Here is a 15,487-nt window from a genome sequence, read left to right on the forward strand (position 1 = left end):
TCCTGGAACCCTTCATCCCGCCCAGGAGAATACGAGCATGCCCATCGCGCTGGCGCCCGGCGATCCGGCCGCACACGACGGTTTCGACGACGCGGCGTGGACGGCGCGCGAACTCAGCGCGTGGCTCGGGCTCGTCTATCAGGGCCCGTCGGAAGCGACCCCGTGGGCCGGCTTCCTCGAAGCGGTCCGCGTGCGGCTCGACGCGAGTTTCACTACGTTGGTGCTGCGCAATCCGGGCGGCACACGGCACGGGCTCATCATCAACGCGTCGGCGCACGGCCCGCTGCTGCCCGGCGAGCCGTCGTACAGCGAGCAGTTCTACGCGCTGTGCCCGTTTCTCGACCAGCCGCCCGGCCAGGTCTTCACGGCCGACCGGCTGTTCGGCGAAACCGCGTGGCGCGCGCACGCTTTCTACCGGCAGTACCTGCAGCCGCTCGACCTGCGCTACATCCTTGGCGCGAACCTGCGCGGCGAACGCGGCGTCGAATGCGCGTTCTTCGTGAGCCGCGCGCACGGCGGCCGCGATTTCGACGCGGCCGAGCGCGCGCAGGTCGCGACGCTGCTGCCGCACCTGCAGCGGGCGGTCGAGTTGCACGCGGCGTTCGACGTGCTCGATGCCGAACGCGCGCTGTACGCGGGCACCGTCGACCGGCTCGATGTCGGCACCGCGATCGTCGACGAGGACGGCCGCGTGATCAAGCGCAACCGCATCGCCGAGCGGCTGATCGAGCGGCAGGACGGGCTGTGCGTGCGCCAGGAGCGGCTCCACGCGTCGTGCCCGCTGGACGAGCGGCGGCTCCAGAAGGCGTTGCAGGCCGCGCTCGAGCATTTCCGCGCGGGCGCGCTCGCCCGCATCGAAGCCACCACGCTGTCGCGCCCCGGCGGCGCGATGCCGTTGAGCGTGCTGCTGCGCCCGCTCGCACCGTACCGCGGCGCCGAGGACCGTCAGCACCGGCCGGCCGTCGCAGTGTTCGTCCGCGATCCGGCGTCGTCGCCGCAGACGTCGCGCGACATGCTGCACCGGCTGTTCCGGCTCACGCCGATGGAAACCGAAATCGCACTGCTGCTCGTCGAAGGGCTGACGCTCGACGAAGCAGCCGCCGCGACCGGCATCACGAAGAACACCGCGCGTGCCCACCTGCGCGGCATCTTCGCGAAAACGGGTGCGACGCGGCAGGCCGTGCTCGTGAAGACGCTGCTCAACAGCGTCGTGTCGATGGCATAGCAGCCGCGACGGCGGGCGGCGTAAGCGCTGCCGGCTGCCCGGTCGATGCCCCCCCCCGCGCGCAGGTCGCGCCCAGGTATCCGGCGATGGGCGTATGCTCATTTCATGTCATACGTCATCAGACATGAATGAATAACCGGCGAATCTTATGAATCCCCCAAATATCTGGGTAATTCCCGGGTAAACCCGCGACGTCCTCATTGGCACTCAGGCGTACCATGTCATACGACGACATACTACACAGATCGCCACCCTGACGCTGACGCGTGCACCCGCCGCGTCCGCCGCCGCCCGACCGGAGACACGCTTGAACCCGCCCTCGCCCGCCCTGCCCGGACGCGACCCGCTCGCGTCCGCCGTCTCGAAAGTAAAGTGGCACGTGCTGCCGCTCGTGCTGATCATGTTCATCGCGAACTACATCGACCGCGTGAACGTCGGCTTCGTCGATCGCCACCTCGAAGCGTCGATCGGCATCGGCGCGGCCGCGTACGGCCTCGGCGCCGGGTTGTTCTTCGTCGGCTACGCGCTGTTCGAAGTGCCGTCGAACCTGCTGATGCAGCGCTACGGTGCACGCGTGTGGCTCGCGCGGATCATGGCGACGTGGGGCATCGTCGCGGCCGCGATGGCATTCGTGTGGAACGACACGTCGTTCTACACGCTGCGCTTCCTGCTGGGCGCGGCCGAGGCCGGTTTCTTCCCCGGCGTCGTGCTGTACCTGTCGCAATGGCTGCCGCCGCAGGAGCGCGGCAAGGCGATGGCGATCTTCCTCGGCGGCTCCGCGTTTGCGTCGGTGCTGTCCGGGCCCGTCACCGGCGCGCTGCTGTCGATCCGTGGCTTCGGCCTCGAAGGCTGGCAATGGATGTTCCTGGTCGAAGGGCTGTTCTCGGTTGCGCTGTGCGGCGCGAGCTGGCTGCTGCTGAAATCGCATATCCGCGACGCGACGTGGCTCACGGCCGAGGAACGCACCGCGCTCCAGCACGCGCTCGACGAAGAGCGCGCGACGCGCGACGTCCGCTCGAACGTGCCGGTGCGCGCCACTGCGCTGCTGCGCGATCCGCAGATCATGCTGTTCTGCTTCCTGTACTTCTCGATCCAGTTGACGATCTACGCGGCGACGTTCTGGCTGCCGACGATCATCCGCAAGATGGGCGGCCTCACCGATTTCCAGGTTGGCCTGTACAACACGATTCCGTGGATGATCGCGATCGGCGCGATGTACGGCTTCGCGGTGCTGTCGTCGAAATGGAAGCATCCGCAGCGCTGGCTCGCGTGCGCGCTCGTGCTCGCCGCATGCGGGCTGTTCGCGTCGACGTCGCACGACCCGGTCTGGTCGTTCGCGTCGATCTGCTTTGCCGCGCTCGGTTTCAAGGCCGCGTCGTCGCTGTTCTGGCCGATCCCGCAGGGCTATCTCGACACCCGCGTGGCCGCGGCCGTGATCGCGCTGATCAACTCGGTCGGCAACCTCGGCGGCTTCGTCGCGCCGACGGCTTTCGGCTATCTGAAGCAACATACGGGTTCGATCACGGGCGGGCTGTATGCGCTTGCGATTGCTTCGCTCGTCGCCGCGGTTGCCGCGCTGTTCGCACGCACGCACCGGCGCAGCGATCCGCCGCGCGGCCTGCCGGCCGACGAATCCTTCACGAATGCTTCGATGCTCCGCCATGCCGAACACTGACCGCCTGACCGTCGTCGTCTCGAATGCCGCCGACGGCGACCTCGCCACGTTCTCCCTCGCCGGCGACGGCACGCTCGCGCCGCTCGCGCGCTACCCGGCCGCCGACGTCGCGATGCCGATCGCCGTGCAGCCCGACCGCGCACGGCTCTATGTCGCGACACGCGGCGAACAGCCGACGATCGTCGCGTTCCGCGTCGTGCCGGCCACCGGCGCGCTCGCACGCATCGGCACGACCGCGATCGACGCAAGCCATGCGTACCTGTCGCTCGACCGCAGCGGCCGCTGGCTGCTCGGCGCATCGTACGGCGGGAATTCGCTGAGCCTCTACGACGCCGCGCGCGTGCGCGACGGCGACGGCACGCCGCTGCAGGTCGCGGGCGGCATCGCGAATGCGCACTCGGTGATCGTGTCGCCGGACAACCGCTTCGCGTACGTCAGTTCGCTCGGCTCGGATCGCGTGTTCAGCTTCGCGCTCGTCGAGGACGCGGCCGGCCTGCGCGCGCGCGAACACGGCGAAACGCGCGTGCCGGCCGGCTTCGGCCCGCGTCACCTGCGGTTCGCGCGTGACGGCCGTGCACTCGTCGTCGTCAGCGAATTCCAGGCCACCCTCGCCACGTTCGCGCGCGACCCCGACAGCGGCCGGCTCGGCGATGCGCACGTGAGCGCGCGCCATCCGGCCGTCGCCGAACTCGCGCAAGGCCATGCACGGCCGCCCGCGCCCGCCGAGCCGTCCGTCTGGGCGGCCGACCTGCACCTGACGCCCGACGAGCGTTTCGCGTATGTCAGCGAACGCTCGTCGAGCCGCCTGCTCTGCTATCGCCGCACCGAAGACGGCACGTTCGAACCCGCGCATGCGACCGCCACCGAGACGCAGCCGCGCGGGTTCGCGATCGACCCGTCGGGGCGCTGGCTCGTCGCCTGCGGCGAACAGTCGGAATACGTGTCGGTGTACGCGATCGCGCCGGACGACGGCGCGCTGTCGCCGCACGCACGCGTGCCCGGGGGGCGCGGCGCGAACTGGGTCGCGATCGTCTGAAACGGCGACATGCGGGTCATGACTCTGCAGGCCCGCCACGCAGGCCCGTGCCTGCCCGCGTTCAGCGCCGCTCGCTCGGCGCGACGCCCGTCCAACGCTTGAACGCCCGCGTGAAATTGGCGCGGTCCGTATAGCCGACGCGCGCCGCGATCTCGTCGACCGGCAGCCGTGTGCCCTCGAGCAGCCGCAGCGCGTCGCGCAGCCGGATCTCGTCGAGCAGCGCCGAATAGGTCGCGCCGTACTCGGCGAGCTTGCGCTTGAGCGTCCGCGCCGACACATGCAGCTCGCGCGCGACGTCGTCGACCGACGGATAACCGGCCTCGCCGCAGATCAGCAGGTTGCGCACGCGCTCGACGACGCTTTCCGCATAGCCGAGCCGCGCGAGTTCGGCCTCGCACTGCTGCACGATCATCTGCGCGGTGTGCGCGTTCGCGGTGCCGATCGGTTCGTCGAGCAGCGCGGCATCGCAGCGGATGCGGTTCGCGCTGGCGTCGAAATGGCAGCGCGGCAGCCTCCCGCGATAACGCTCGAACCACGGCGGCTCGGACCATTCGAAATGGAGTTCGGCACGCGACTGCAGCGTGCGCCCCGGCACCGGATACAGCAGCGAGTTGAACAGGATCGCCGTCTCGACCAGGAAGTTCTCGACCGCGAACTGCCGCAGCCGGCCGAGTGGAAACGCTTCGAGCACGTCGATGTCGACGATCCCGTCGATCTGCGCGAGCCGCACCGAGAAGAACGGCACGCGCGTCGGCAGGTAGCGGATGCCGAGCGAGATTGCCTCGCCGAGCGTCGCGCAGCTCATCAGCCCGAAGCCGATCAGTCCCGCTTTCGTCAGGCTGCTGCGCAGGCCGATCTCGATCGCGATCGACGGATCGTCCGTGGCGTCGAGCAGGTTGAACACGATCGCCGCCTGCTGCAGCGGCGTGATGCGTGCATCGGGCTGCGCGAGCCGGTCGCGCTCGACGCCCGAGCCGGCGAGAATGCGCCCGCCGTCGATGCCGCGCTCCTCGGCCAGCATCAGCATGAACAGCGCATACGCGGACGACACCGTCGCCTTGTTCAGCTGGCGCGCGGCATCCGGGACGAACAGGGCCATGCGGCGGACTCCGGTGCGGTTTCGGCGGATTGTAGCGTCGCTGGCCCGCAATGACACCGGGGTGAAACTCTAGCCGCGCCGGCAGACCATCGTGGCCCGAAATGACACTACCATTGGCACCTGCGGCCCTCGCGTGCGCTCGGGCGCGCGCCTATGCTTGTCACATCGGCATTGCGCCCCACTCTTTCCGCAGGAATCCCGGTCGATGAGCCAATCCGCACGAACCGCCTTTCGCAACGACGCGGACAAGGTCGCGTACGTCCGCCGCGAGGTCAACGCCGCGAGCGACGCGATCCGCGCGCGCTTTCCGCTGCTCGACAACCAGAACCTCGTCGGCGCGACCGTGATGGCCGTCTCGGTGAGCGCGATGCTCGCGATCGCATGGCTGTATGCGCGCGGTGCGATCGCGTGGTACGCCGCGCTGCCGCTCGCCGCGTTCGTCACGTCGCTGATCCACGAGCTCGAGCACGACCTGATCCACCTGATGTACTTCAAGAAGACGCCGTGGGCCTATCACCTGATGATGGCGCTGTGCTGGCTCACGCGGCCCGGCACGATCAACCCGTGGACGCGGCGGCGCATGCACCTGCATCACCACAAGGTGTCGGGCGGCGAATCGGATCTCGAGGAATTCGGCATCACCAACGGCGAACGCTGGGGCGTGAAGCGCCTGCTGATGATCGCGGACGGCATGCTCGCCGTCGTGCTGCGGCCCGCCGCGATGCGCCGCAAGGTGAAGCAGTATGTGGCGGCGCAGCCGGTGCAGGATCCGTCCGAGCGCCTGCAGTTGCGCGTCGAGCAGGTGTCGTCGTACATGCCGGTCGGTCACGTGTATTACGTGCTGTGGCATGCGTTCATCGTCTATCACGTCGGCCTGTTCACGCTGCATGCGTTCGGCTACCCGGTGACGGTGCCGGCCCTCGTCGCACGCGTGATGAGCGTCGTCGATTTCCTGGCCGTGGTATGGCTCGGGCCGAACTTCGTGCGCAGCTTCTGCATCAACTTCGTCAGCTCGAACATGCACTACTTCGGCGATATCGACTCGCGCAACGTGATCCAGCAGACGCAGGTGCTCAACCCGTGGTGGATGCTGCCGTTCCAGCTGTTCTGCTTCAACTTCGGCAGCACGCACGCGATCCATCACTTCGTGGTGCGCGACCCGTTCTACATCCGCCAGCTGACCGCGCGCACCGCGCATGCGGCGCTGCGTGAAGTCGGCGTGCGCTTCAACGACGTCGGCACGTTCGTGCGGGCGAATCGCTGGGGCGCGTATCGTCCGTCGCGCAGCGCTCGCCACGCGCAAGCCGACGCGTAACGCGAACGCCCGCGCCGCACCGCCTCAGCCGCCGATCGGCGGCATCGGCCCTTGCCCGCGGATCCACGACCAGTTCGCGAGCTCGGCCATTTCCTTGTCGCCCCGGCTGTCGCCGTACGCGAACAACTGTTGCGGCGGCCGGTTGCCCCACCACCCGCGCAGCCGCACGACCTTCTGCGGCCCCCAGCAGTTCTCGCCGTCGAGCCGACCGGCGAAGGTGCCGCGCTCGAACGCCAGCCGCGTCGCGAGCACCGCATCGAAGCCGGCCGTCTTCGCCCACTTCTCCAGATACAGCGACGGCGACGCGCTCACCAGCACGACTTCATGCCCGCGCGCCCGATGCTCGCGGATGCGTTCGAGCATTTCCGGCCGCACGAGGCTCGGCAGATATGTGTCGACGAACGTGCCCGCCTGCGCATCGAGCGCGTCCTCGCGCACCGGCCCGAACGCGAACGACGCGAACTTCGCCTTCGCGTCGCCGCGCGACAGCAGCCCGGCCTTCATCGCGACGATCCACGGCAGTGCACGCAATCCGGCCCACGCGAAGCGCGGCGTGCCGACCGCATAGCGGACGAAATGGCGAAAGCTGTCGGTCGTCGTGATGGTGCCGTCGAAATCGAATGCGGCAACGATGCGGTCAGTCATGGAGAATCGGCGGGAAAGCGATGAGATGCCCGGGAAGATAGCAGACTCGCACCCTCATACGCGAAATAGCATGACGCCGCGCGGCCCGTGCAGCGAACACGCGCGCCGCAGCGCGCGCATTCGTGCCGGTCGTGCCTTGCGTTCAGCGCTGCGGCCGCGCCGCCAATGCCGCCGGCAGCACGACGTTCATCAGGTGATCGGCGCGCGACAGCAGATCGGTCACGCGCTCGTCGAGCCCGCGCAGTTGCGCGGGTTGCATGCGGATCTGCTGCACCGCCTGCCCGACGATGTTGCGGCGGTCGAACAGCGTGCGCTCGACGCCCGCGTCGCCGGGTGCGCGCACGACGTCCGATACCGCGCTCAATGCCGCGAGCACGACCACGAGGTTTTCTTCCGCATGGCGAACCTTCGCGGCGAGATCCTCGGTACGGCGCGGAAAGAAGCCGAGCGACTGCTTGAGCGCCCCGATCGCCGCGCGGTAGTCGACATGGCCCGACGCCGCGCCGAACCAGCGTTCGAACATGCCGGCCTTGCGCGTCGCCTGCGCGAGCATGCCGGCCATCATGTCGGCCGCGCCGAGTTCGTTGAATTCGCGCGTCGTTGCCGCGACGGCTTCGACGAGGTTGCCCGCCGCCTCCAGCGCGCCGTCGCCGATCGTCGCGACCGTCGCGAGCTTCAGCGGCACCAGTTGCCGGATGTGCCGCTCGATGCGCGGCGCATAGTCGGGATAGAGATTCGGGAAGCTGGCCTGCGCGGCGCGGAAGCACGCTTCGAGCTGGGGATGGTTCGATTCGCCGAACACGGCGCGACCGACCGCCTCGGCCGGCGCCGAGCGCACGGCCTTGTCGGGCACGGGCCCGAAGTCGAGCGCTTGCGGTGCCGGCCGCTCGGGCGCACGCGCAACCGGCGTCGCAGCCGCCGGCGGCGCGTCGAACGCAAGACGCCCGGGCGTGCGCTCGGGCGTCGTATCGAACTCGAGCCGCTTCGGCTCGTCGGACGGATTCGTCATCGCTGCTTCCTGCCCGGCGCGGCGGTGTCCCGCCGGCCGGACTGCCGCCAGTCAGACCGCGCCGCCGTACGCGCGCACGAAGTCGCCCAGGCCGCGGTTGTAGCCGGCGCCGACCGCCTTGAACATGAAGTGGCCGTCACGGCGATAGAAGCTGCCGACCTGCACCGACGTCTCCATCGAGAAGTCTTCCTCGAGCGCATACTTCGCGATCACCACACCCGACACTTCGTCGGCGATCTGGATGTAGCTGTGGCGTACCTGGCCGAAATTCTGGCGGCGCGCTTCGGCCTGGTCGATCGTCACGACCACCGAGATTTCCTCGACGTCTGCAGCGAGCTTCGTCACGTCGATGAAGATCACCTCGTCGTCGCCGTCGCCGCTGCCCGTGCGGTTATCGCCGCTATGCACGACACCCAGGCACTTCGATGCGGGCATCCCGCGCTTCGGAAAATCGTCGCCCGGCTGGATGAAGGTTTCCTTGCGCTCCATCGTGCGCACTTCGCTGTTGTAGAACACGAAGTGCTGATCCGAGATCAGCTTCGGATTGCTCTGCGCGTCGTACTTGCACAGGAACACCGACACGTCGAGATCGAAATCCGTGCCCGTGTCCGTCGCGTTCGCGTCCCAACCGAGACCGATGCGAAACTTCTGCGTGCCGGGCGCTTCCTTCGACAGGTTGACGCGACCGCCTTTCGACAAATTGATCATCTGAACCTCTTCTGCTGGAACCGCCATTGCGCCGGCGGCAATGCCGGGCCGCCCTGCGCGGCCCCTCGTTATTGGTGTTCGACCCGCGCGTAACGCGTGGTCACTCGCCTGCCACGGCAGTCCGGTCTTCCTTGCGCTGCACGACGATCGACGACCACACGGCCGCGGCAATCGTCGCCGCGCCGATCAGGCCCGTGACGACTTCGGGCACCTCGAGCTTCACGCCCAGGAACATGATCGTTGCGAGCGCACCGATCGCCCAGAACGCGCCATGTTCGAGATAGCGATACTGCGCGAGCGTGCCCTTCTTCAGCAGCACGAGCGTCATCTCCCGGATATAGGCCGCGCCGACGCCGAGGCCGAGCGCGATCAGGAAGATGTTGTTCGACAGTGCGAACGCGCCGATCACGCCGTCGAAGCTGAACGACGAATCGAGCACTTCGAGATACATGAAACCCGCGACGCCTTCGCGCACCACGCGCGTGCCCGTTTCCTCACCGCCGATCAGATCGCCGATACCGTGCGCGATCACGAAGCTGATCACGCCGAGCGCACCCGCGAGCAGGAAGCTGACCTGCTCGGCGGCCGGCACGTAGAACGACGCGACGATCACGATCGCGAGCGTCAGCGCCACTTCCAGCGCCGTGATGCGGCCGAGATGGCGCATCGGGCCTTCGAGGAAGCCGATCCAGTGCTCGTCCTTCTCGGTGTCGAGCATGAACTTGAAGAACACCATCAGCAGGAACGCGCCGCCGAACGCGGATACCTGGTGATGCGCGGACGTGAGGATCGCCGCGTACTTCTCCGGCGACTCGATCGCGAGCGTCAGCGCGTCCCACATGCCGATGTGGCCGATCACCGCGACGATCAGCAGCGGGAACACGAGCCGCATGCCGAACACGGCGACCGGCAGGCCGAACACCATGAAGCGGTTGCGCCACTTCTCCGACCAGTTCTTGAGCACCGATGCGTTGACGACCGCGTTGTCGAGCGACAGCGAGATTTCGAGCACCGACAGGACCGCGACGATCAGCATGTCCTTCACGCCGCCGAGGAGATAGGCTGCGACGAGTGCGAGCACCGTGAGCGACAGCGGGATCTTGAAGTCTTTCAACATGATGGGGAGGTAATCGAGTTCTGGATAAAAAATGGGCGGGCCGCGCTTACTTCGCGCGCACCCAGTCGCAGAATTCCTGCGTGATCAAATGTTCGTAGATCTGTTCGTCGCTGATGTCGAGCGATTCGAGGTGCAGGAAGCCGACGTTCGGCATCTCGGCTGCAATTTCCGCGAGAAAGCCGAATTCGCCCGGATCGCCGACGCCGACGAGCGACCAGTACAGCGGGTAGTGCTGCGACTCGGCCAGCAGCTGGCGCACGCGCTTGCGGTCGTTCTTCGGGTTCTGGCCATCGGTGACGAACAGCACCCACGCGGGCAGGTGGCCGTTCACCGGCGCGGAAGCGGCCGGCGCGGGCGTGTCGTCCGCACCGCCGAACAGCCGGCTCAGGAAGCCGCGCTTGGCTTCGCGTTTCGGCGACGGCTCCGGCGCGCGGAAGAAGAAGTCGACGATGTCGTTCATCACCGGCGCGTACTGCGTGCCGCCCCACTTGTCGATCCGCGCGTCGAGCACGTGGTCGGAGATATACGAGCCGTAGTTGTCCGGCGTCGCGGTCGGCAGCCGGTCGTAGCCTTCGGTGAAGGTCCACGTGTCGACTTCGCCGTTGTCGTCGAACTTCAGTGCGATGCCGAGAATCCGGTCGTGCGTCTCCTGGATCACGCCCGACTGGTACAGCGGCTTCGCGGAGCCCGAGATGTCGAGCGCCGCGCCGACGCGCACGACGGGCGGCTTCAGGATCTGGCGTTTTTCGAGGACGATCGCGACCTTCGCCGCGCGTTTCTCAAGCGTAATCATGCGGTGTTCTCTCAGTTCTCTCAGTTGTGCTTCGGAGCGAATCGGGTGATCAGGTCCTGTTCGAGCTGGCGCAGGCGCGGTGCGTCCTGCTCGCGCTGGCGCTTGCCGTCGGCGATGATCTGCGTGATGTCGTCGAATGCGCCGAACAGCTGCTGCTGCGCGTATTCGAACGTGTCGGTCGAGATCACCGGGCGCTGGCCGAGCTTCGCGACTTCCTGCGCGTTCTGGCGGTTCAGGTCGGCCTGCGCGCGGATCGCCTCGTCGGCCGCGTCGTACGTCGCGTTCGCGAGCGCCGCCGCGCGCTTCGTGCTGAGCTGCTCGAGATACAGCGCGAACGCGTTGGTCCACGCGGGGATCAGCACGGTCTTGATCGTCATGAACTTCGACGTCAGCGTGCGTTTCTGGTCCTGCTCCATCCGGATCTGCGGCGCGAGCTGCTTCGACATCAGCATCGCGCGGTCGAGGTCGTCGAGCTTGCTTTCGAGCGCGTCGACCTTGCGCTTCACGTCAAGCAGGCGTTGCGCGGCGAACGCGTCGTCCGCCGGCTGCTGGCCGGCCGCGAGATGCGCGCGCAGCGTCGCGAGCGCCGTTTCGCCGTGCGCCTTCGACTGCGCGAGCTCCTGGTGCAGCGCGTAGTTGTCGTTGTACATCCGCTCGAGTTCGTCGATGCCGGCCTTCTGCCGCTGCGCATGGTTCTCGAGCTCGACGACGAGCGTGTCCATCCGCTTGCTCACCGATTCGTATTGCGACAGCAGCTTCTCCTTGGTCGAGCGGAACAGCCGCGTGACCTGCGTGAGCAGCCCGCCCTTGTCGGCGCCGCGCGGGTCGAGCCCCTTCGCGGTCGCGATCAGTTCGTTGAGCTTGTCGCCGAACTGATCGGCGTCCGATGCCCGGACGCTCGCGAGAATCTGCTGGGAGAAGGCCGCGATCCGCGTGCCCTGCGTCGCGCCGAGCTGGTCGATCTCGTCGACGGTGATCAGGCGGGCGAGCTCCGCCGGGCGTGTTGCCGGTACGGCAACGGCGGCGGCAGGCACTGCGGCAGGCGCTGCAACGGATGACGAAGACGGAGTGGAAGGACGATCGCTGACCGCATTGGAGTTCTTGTCGTCGAATAGCGGCTTCATGTGGCTACCACGTTTCCTTTTCTGCTTTCTGCTGCGTGTTGTCGTGCGCGCGAGGCGCGCATCCGCGATGGCCGTCGGTGCTCTCTCACGGGCGGCAGACGGACAATAAATGGCGACAGTGCGGCGCGTCAAGCCGAGCAAATCTTTCAATTTCCATACGATATGTAATGTATTCGAGGAATATCTCGATACTGCTTCTGGTGGCGCAGGGGCAAATGCCTTGATGGAGCGAGATCGCGGATTTCCCGGGAAGTACCGGCAACGAAAAACAGAAAGCATTTTGAAAGAACAGACTTCTTGCTATTCCGCTGATTGTTACAGATTGCTTAATGCCGGGAGGGTGTCATCGCAACGCACCGCGGACGGTGTATCCGTCGATGCTTGACGGGCGGACATGCAATGTATTGCGCCAGGTCCTACTCCGAATAGCCTTGCGACGCTGGACGCGCATCGTGACGGCGGCCCCCATTGGTCAACGCAGCACCGGCACCCATGTCACCGAGCCATGCCGACGTGTTGAAGGTATTTCCGAAGAGGTCGTTTTCCTGCAAGAAGACGAAGTTCCGCGCGCCGCTGTGCAACGTCGCGAACAAGTCGTACGGGCTGTCGACGATCGGCGGATATCTGACGCCGGGCGATCTGCGGTCGGCGTGGCTGTCGATGACGACCGATTTCTGACAAGCGCCAAAGGGAGTGGCGGGCTGGCGCCAGAGTTTGCTATACTCTCGGTCTTCCGGAGAGATGGATGAGTGGTTTAAGTCGCACGCCTGGAAAGCGTGTATAGGTTAATCGCCTATCGGGGGTTCGAATCCCCCTCTCTCCGCCAGTATTCAAATGCCCGCGCCAGCGGGCATTTTCGTTTCCTGAGAACAGCCAGCCGATGGTTCGGCTCGCGCGGCGAATTCGACGGTATTCGCTTGCAAGCACTCCACGGCCCGCGCTCGTGCGGGTGAATCCCCTTCTCCGTCAGAATACGCGAAGCCCCCGATTTCCCTGCGAATCAGGGGCTTTTCGTTTTGTCGGGCCGACGTGCCAAGCATCGGCCTCGCCTCCCGCGTCACGGATGCCGAATGTAATCCACCAGCGCCCGCGTATACTCATCCGGCTTTCGATCAAACAGACTCACCACAATCGCCACCGCGAACCCCGCCGGCACCCCGAACACTCCCGAACTGATCGGCTCGATCCCGAACCACGTGCGCCCCGCGAACCCGGTCAGCTGCGTGAAGAACGGATAGGTCGACACGATGTAGTACACGCACACCGCGAGCCCCGTCACCATCCCGGCGATCGCGCCGCGCGTCGTCGTGCGCTTCCAGAATACGCCGAGCACGAGCACCGGAAAGAAGCTCGAAGCCGCGAGCGAAAACGCGGCGCCGACGAGAAACAGGATCTTCCCGGTATTGAGCGACGCGACATACGACGCAAACAGCGCGACGCCGAGCAGCAGCACCTTCGAGATCGTCACGCGCCGCTGGCTCGACGCATCGGGCGCGACCATGCAGTAATAGACGTCGTGCGACAGCGCGTTCGCGATCGTCAGCAGCAGCCCGTCCGCGGTCGATAGCGCCGCGGCAAGCGCACCGGCCGCGATCAGCCCCGACACGACATACGGCAGCCCGGCAATCTCCGGCGCAGCCAGCACGACCATGTCCGGCTGCATCTGGATTTCCGACCAGTGCACGATGCCGTCGCGAATCACCTCGACGACGCTGATCAGGTCGGGTTCGAAGTGATGCCATTGCGTGACCCACGCCGGCAATTCGGCGAACGGCCGCCCGACGAGGTTCGCGAGGATCTCGTACTTGATCAGCACCGCGAGCACCGGCACGCTCAGGTAGAACAGCGCGATGAAGAACAAGGTCCAGCCGACCGAGCGCCGTGCCGACGCGACCGACGTGGTCGTGTTGTAGCGGGTCAGGATGTGCGGCAGGCTCGCGGTGCCGAGCGACAGGCACAGCAGCAGCGCAAGGAAATTCCGCTCGCGCGGCTTGCGTTCGTCATCGCTCGCGGCGGGAAACGGTTCGTGCATCGGCACGGGCGGCTCGGCCCGGGCCAGCAGATCGTCGCGCACCTGCGTCCACGCGACACGCGCTGCCGCCGGATCGCGCGGGAAGTCGGCCAGTTCGCGCTCGCGCTGGCTGATCTCGCGCAGCGGCCCGTTGTGGCGCCTCAGGTCGGCAAGCTGGTCGACGAGATGCCGGCGTGCGTCCGCATAGGATGCCGGCAGCCGGTCGAGTCGCGTCTGGATATCCGAGGCTTGCCGGCGATACGCGTCGCGCACCTGCTGTTCGTCGGTCGCATCGCGCACCTGCGCCTCGCGCGCCGCGACACGCTCCATCAGCTTGCCGTAACTGAACTGCGGCACGGGGCCGAGCCCGTTCTTCATCGCGATCAGCGAGACCGGAATCAGGATTGCGCTGATCAGGATGATGTACTGCGCGACCTGCGTCCACGTGACTGCGCGCATCCCGCCGAGAAACGAGCACACGAGAATGCCGGCGAGCCCGCAGAAAATCCCGATCGCGAAATCGACGCCGATGAAGCGCGTCGCGATCAGGCCGATCCCCTGGATCTGCGCGACCAGATACACGAACGAACACAGGATCGCCGCGCCGGCCGCCAGTGCGCGCACGGCCGTGCTCGAAAAGCGCGTCCCGAGAAAATCGGGAATCGTGTAGCGCGCGAGCTTGCGCACATAAGGCGCGAGCAGGAACGCGACGAGGCAGAACCCGCCCGTCCAGCCCATCACGTACGCGAGCGCGTCGTAGCCGGTCGAGTAGAGCGATCCGGCCAGGCCGATGAACGACGCGGCCGACAGCCAGTCGGCCGCCGTCGCCATCCCGTTGAACGCGGACGGCACGCGCCGCCCGGCCACGTAGTACTCGACGAGATCGGACGTGCGCGACAGCAGCCCGATCACCGCATACACGGCGATCGGCACGAACAGGAATACATAGCCGATCCAGACGCCGGAGCCGGTGGCACGCTCGATCCGCCACATCAGCAGCACGAACCCGAGAAACCCGAGCGTGTAGAGCGCGTATGCGCGGATCAGTCGATGCGTCAGCATGAATCAGCGCCCGCCGTTCGCATGGCCGGCGCGCGACGCATGATCGTCGTACGCACGGCGCAGCGTGCGGTCCGCGCGCTGCATCAGCCCGATGTAGACGACGATCAGCACGAGATACACGAGAATCGCGCCCTGCGCGCCGACATAGAACGGCAGGCTGAAGCCGGCGAAACGAACCCCGGCGAGGGCGGGCCCGAAGAACGGCACGATGAACGACACCGAAAAGCCAATCACCATCAGCACCGCGATCAGCGCGACGTTGAAGCGCCAGTAGCGCGCGTGGGCACGCGCGAGGGGCTCGGGAACGGGCGGGGGCGCAGCAGGCGCCGAACGGGTCGGAACGGTCATGCCGTTATGTAACAAAAAGCCCCTGCGCGGGCAATCGGGATTGCCGCGCAGGGGCTCGTGCGCGTGATGCGCAACCGGTCCGATCAGCGCACTTCGGCGAGCTGCTCGAGGATGGCCGGGTTCTCGAGCGTGGACGTATCCTGCGTGATCGCCTCGCCCTTCGCGAGCGAGCGCAGCAGGCGCCGCATGATCTTGCCCGAGCGCGTCTTCGGCAGGTTGTCGCCGAAACGGATGTCCTTCGGCTTCGCAATCGGCCCGATCTGCTTGCCGACCCAGTCGCGCAGCGTCTTCGCGAGCGCCGCGGCTTCCTCGCCTTCCGG

The 15,487-nt window shown here is 66.9% G+C and carries 15 protein-coding genes and 1 tRNA gene; 6 read left to right on the forward strand and 10 right to left on the reverse strand.

What is annotated here, in order from left to right; translation table 11 throughout:
- The first annotated feature begins 37 nt into the window (after nucleotides 1-37).
- The 3 genes from B7G54_RS36120 (at nucleotide 38) to B7G54_RS36135 (ending at nucleotide 3,936) form a co-directional block, all read left to right on the forward strand.
- Complete coding sequence (locus B7G54_RS36120) at nucleotides 38-1,225, forward strand: helix-turn-helix transcriptional regulator (RefSeq protein WP_085043455.1); 1,188 nt, start codon at nucleotides 38-40, stop codon at nucleotides 1,223-1,225.
- 307 nt (nucleotides 1,226-1,532) lie between these two features.
- On the forward strand, nucleotides 1,533-2,900 hold the full coding sequence (locus B7G54_RS36130) for an MFS transporter (RefSeq protein WP_085043457.1): 1,368 nt from the start codon (nucleotides 1,533-1,535) through the stop codon (nucleotides 2,898-2,900).
- Nucleotides 2,887-3,936 carry a lactonase family protein gene (locus tag B7G54_RS36135; RefSeq protein ID WP_085043458.1) on the forward strand — a complete coding sequence of 350 codons (1,050 nt, stop codon included), beginning with the start codon at nucleotides 2,887-2,889 and terminating at the stop codon, nucleotides 3,934-3,936. Before B7G54_RS36130 ends, B7G54_RS36135 begins: the two co-directional genes overlap by 14 nt.
- Before the next feature lie 61 nt (nucleotides 3,937-3,997).
- Here the strand turns inward: B7G54_RS36135 and B7G54_RS36140 are convergent, their stop codons facing one another.
- A complete protein-coding gene (locus B7G54_RS36140; RefSeq protein ID WP_085043459.1) occupies nucleotides 3,998-5,035 on the reverse strand; it encodes an AraC family transcriptional regulator in 1,038 nt (345 codons plus the stop codon).
- A 205-nt stretch (nucleotides 5,036-5,240) separates the two neighbouring features.
- Here B7G54_RS36140 and B7G54_RS36145 point away from each other — a divergent pair, with 205 nt between their 5' ends.
- Nucleotides 5,241-6,350: a fatty acid desaturase gene (locus B7G54_RS36145; RefSeq protein WP_085043460.1), complete on the forward strand. Its 1,110-nt coding sequence runs from the start codon at nucleotides 5,241-5,243 to the stop codon at nucleotides 6,348-6,350.
- Nucleotides 6,351-6,374: 24 nt separating this feature from the next.
- Here B7G54_RS36145 and B7G54_RS36150 read toward each other — a convergent pair whose 3' ends face one another.
- The 6 genes from B7G54_RS36150 to B7G54_RS36175 form a co-directional block, all read right to left on the reverse strand.
- On the reverse strand, nucleotides 6,375-6,995 hold the full coding sequence (locus B7G54_RS36150; RefSeq protein WP_085043461.1) for an HAD family hydrolase: 621 nt from the start codon (nucleotides 6,993-6,995) through the stop codon (nucleotides 6,375-6,377).
- A 142-nt stretch (nucleotides 6,996-7,137) separates the two neighbouring features.
- Complete coding sequence (locus B7G54_RS36155) at nucleotides 7,138-8,004, reverse strand: hypothetical protein (RefSeq protein WP_085043462.1); 867 nt, start codon at nucleotides 8,002-8,004, stop codon at nucleotides 7,138-7,140.
- Between the two features lie 51 nt (nucleotides 8,005-8,055).
- The gene (locus B7G54_RS36160) at nucleotides 8,056-8,712 is read right to left on the reverse strand and encodes a TerD family protein (RefSeq protein WP_085043463.1); all 657 of its coding nucleotides are present in this window, start codon (nucleotides 8,710-8,712) and stop codon (nucleotides 8,056-8,058) included.
- 100 nt (nucleotides 8,713-8,812) lie between these two features.
- Nucleotides 8,813-9,829, reverse strand: a complete 1,017-nt coding sequence (locus B7G54_RS36165; RefSeq protein WP_085043464.1) for a DUF475 domain-containing protein — start codon at nucleotides 9,827-9,829, stop codon at nucleotides 8,813-8,815.
- Nucleotides 9,830-9,875: 46 nt separating this feature from the next.
- Nucleotides 9,876-10,622: a VWA domain-containing protein gene (locus B7G54_RS36170; protein WP_085043465.1), complete on the reverse strand. Its 747-nt coding sequence runs from the start codon at nucleotides 10,620-10,622 to the stop codon at nucleotides 9,876-9,878.
- A 20-nt stretch (nucleotides 10,623-10,642) separates the two neighbouring features.
- Entirely contained in the window at nucleotides 10,643-11,746 is a 1,104-nt protein-coding gene (locus B7G54_RS36175) for a toxic anion resistance protein (protein ID WP_085043466.1), read from the reverse strand.
- A gap of 492 nt (nucleotides 11,747-12,238) precedes the next feature.
- Between B7G54_RS36175 and B7G54_RS39255 the strand changes: the two genes are divergently transcribed.
- Nucleotides 12,239-12,424: a hypothetical protein gene (locus tag B7G54_RS39255; protein WP_085043467.1), complete on the forward strand. Its 186-nt coding sequence runs from the start codon at nucleotides 12,239-12,241 to the stop codon at nucleotides 12,422-12,424.
- A gap of 57 nt (nucleotides 12,425-12,481) precedes the next feature.
- Nucleotides 12,482-12,572, forward strand: a tRNA-Ser gene (locus B7G54_RS36185).
- Between the two features lie 231 nt (nucleotides 12,573-12,803).
- Here B7G54_RS36185 and B7G54_RS36190 read toward each other — a convergent pair.
- The 3 genes from B7G54_RS36190 to B7G54_RS36200 all read right to left on the reverse strand — a co-directional run.
- Complete coding sequence (locus tag B7G54_RS36190; RefSeq protein ID WP_085043468.1) at nucleotides 12,804-14,819, reverse strand: sodium:solute symporter family protein; 2,016 nt, start codon at nucleotides 14,817-14,819, stop codon at nucleotides 12,804-12,806.
- Nucleotides 14,820-14,822: 3 nt separating this feature from the next.
- Nucleotides 14,823-15,167, reverse strand: a complete 345-nt coding sequence (locus B7G54_RS36195) for a DUF4212 domain-containing protein (protein ID WP_085043469.1) — start codon at nucleotides 15,165-15,167, stop codon at nucleotides 14,823-14,825.
- Between the two features lie 83 nt (nucleotides 15,168-15,250).
- On the reverse strand, nucleotides 15,251-15,487 hold a 237-nt coding region (locus B7G54_RS36200; RefSeq protein ID WP_425266537.1), incomplete at its 5' end, for an AMP-binding enzyme.

The organism is Burkholderia puraquae (assembly GCF_002099195.1).
GTDB lineage: Bacteria > Pseudomonadota > Gammaproteobacteria > Burkholderiales > Burkholderiaceae > Burkholderia > Burkholderia puraquae.

What these genes read in the sequence shown, in the direction of transcription:
- B7G54_RS36145 (WP_085043460.1), top strand. Translation starts at nt 5,241, where the DNA reads ATGAGCCAATCCGCACGAACCGCCTTTCGCAACGACGCGGACAAGGTC.
- B7G54_RS36135 (WP_085043458.1), top strand. Translation starts at nt 2,887, where the DNA reads ATGCCGAACACTGACCGCCTGACCGTCGTCGTCTCGAATGCCGCCGAC.
- B7G54_RS36160 (WP_085043463.1), bottom strand. Translation starts at nt 8,712, where the DNA reads ATGATCAATTTGTCGAAAGGCGGTCGCGTCAACCTGTCGAAGGAAGCG.
- B7G54_RS36195 (WP_085043469.1), bottom strand. Translation starts at nt 15,167, where the DNA reads ATGACCGTTCCGACCCGTTCGGCGCCTGCTGCGCCCCCGCCCGTTCCC.
- B7G54_RS36150 (WP_085043461.1), bottom strand. Translation starts at nt 6,995, where the DNA reads ATGACTGACCGCATCGTTGCCGCATTCGATTTCGACGGCACCATCACG.
- B7G54_RS36165 (WP_085043464.1), bottom strand. Translation starts at nt 9,829, where the DNA reads ATGTTGAAAGACTTCAAGATCCCGCTGTCGCTCACGGTGCTCGCACTC.
- B7G54_RS36120 (WP_085043455.1), top strand. Translation starts at nt 38, where the DNA reads ATGCCCATCGCGCTGGCGCCCGGCGATCCGGCCGCACACGACGGTTTC.
- B7G54_RS39255 (WP_085043467.1), top strand. Translation starts at nt 12,239, where the DNA reads ATGTCACCGAGCCATGCCGACGTGTTGAAGGTATTTCCGAAGAGGTCG.
- B7G54_RS36140 (WP_085043459.1), bottom strand. Translation starts at nt 5,035, where the DNA reads ATGGCCCTGTTCGTCCCGGATGCCGCGCGCCAGCTGAACAAGGCGACG.
- B7G54_RS36190 (WP_085043468.1), bottom strand. Translation starts at nt 14,819, where the DNA reads ATGCTGACGCATCGACTGATCCGCGCATACGCGCTCTACACGCTCGGG.
- B7G54_RS36175 (WP_085043466.1), bottom strand. Translation starts at nt 11,746, where the DNA reads ATGAAGCCGCTATTCGACGACAAGAACTCCAATGCGGTCAGCGATCGT.
- B7G54_RS36170 (WP_085043465.1), bottom strand. Translation starts at nt 10,622, where the DNA reads ATGATTACGCTTGAGAAACGCGCGGCGAAGGTCGCGATCGTCCTCGAA.
- B7G54_RS36155 (WP_085043462.1), bottom strand. Translation starts at nt 8,004, where the DNA reads ATGACGAATCCGTCCGACGAGCCGAAGCGGCTCGAGTTCGATACGACG.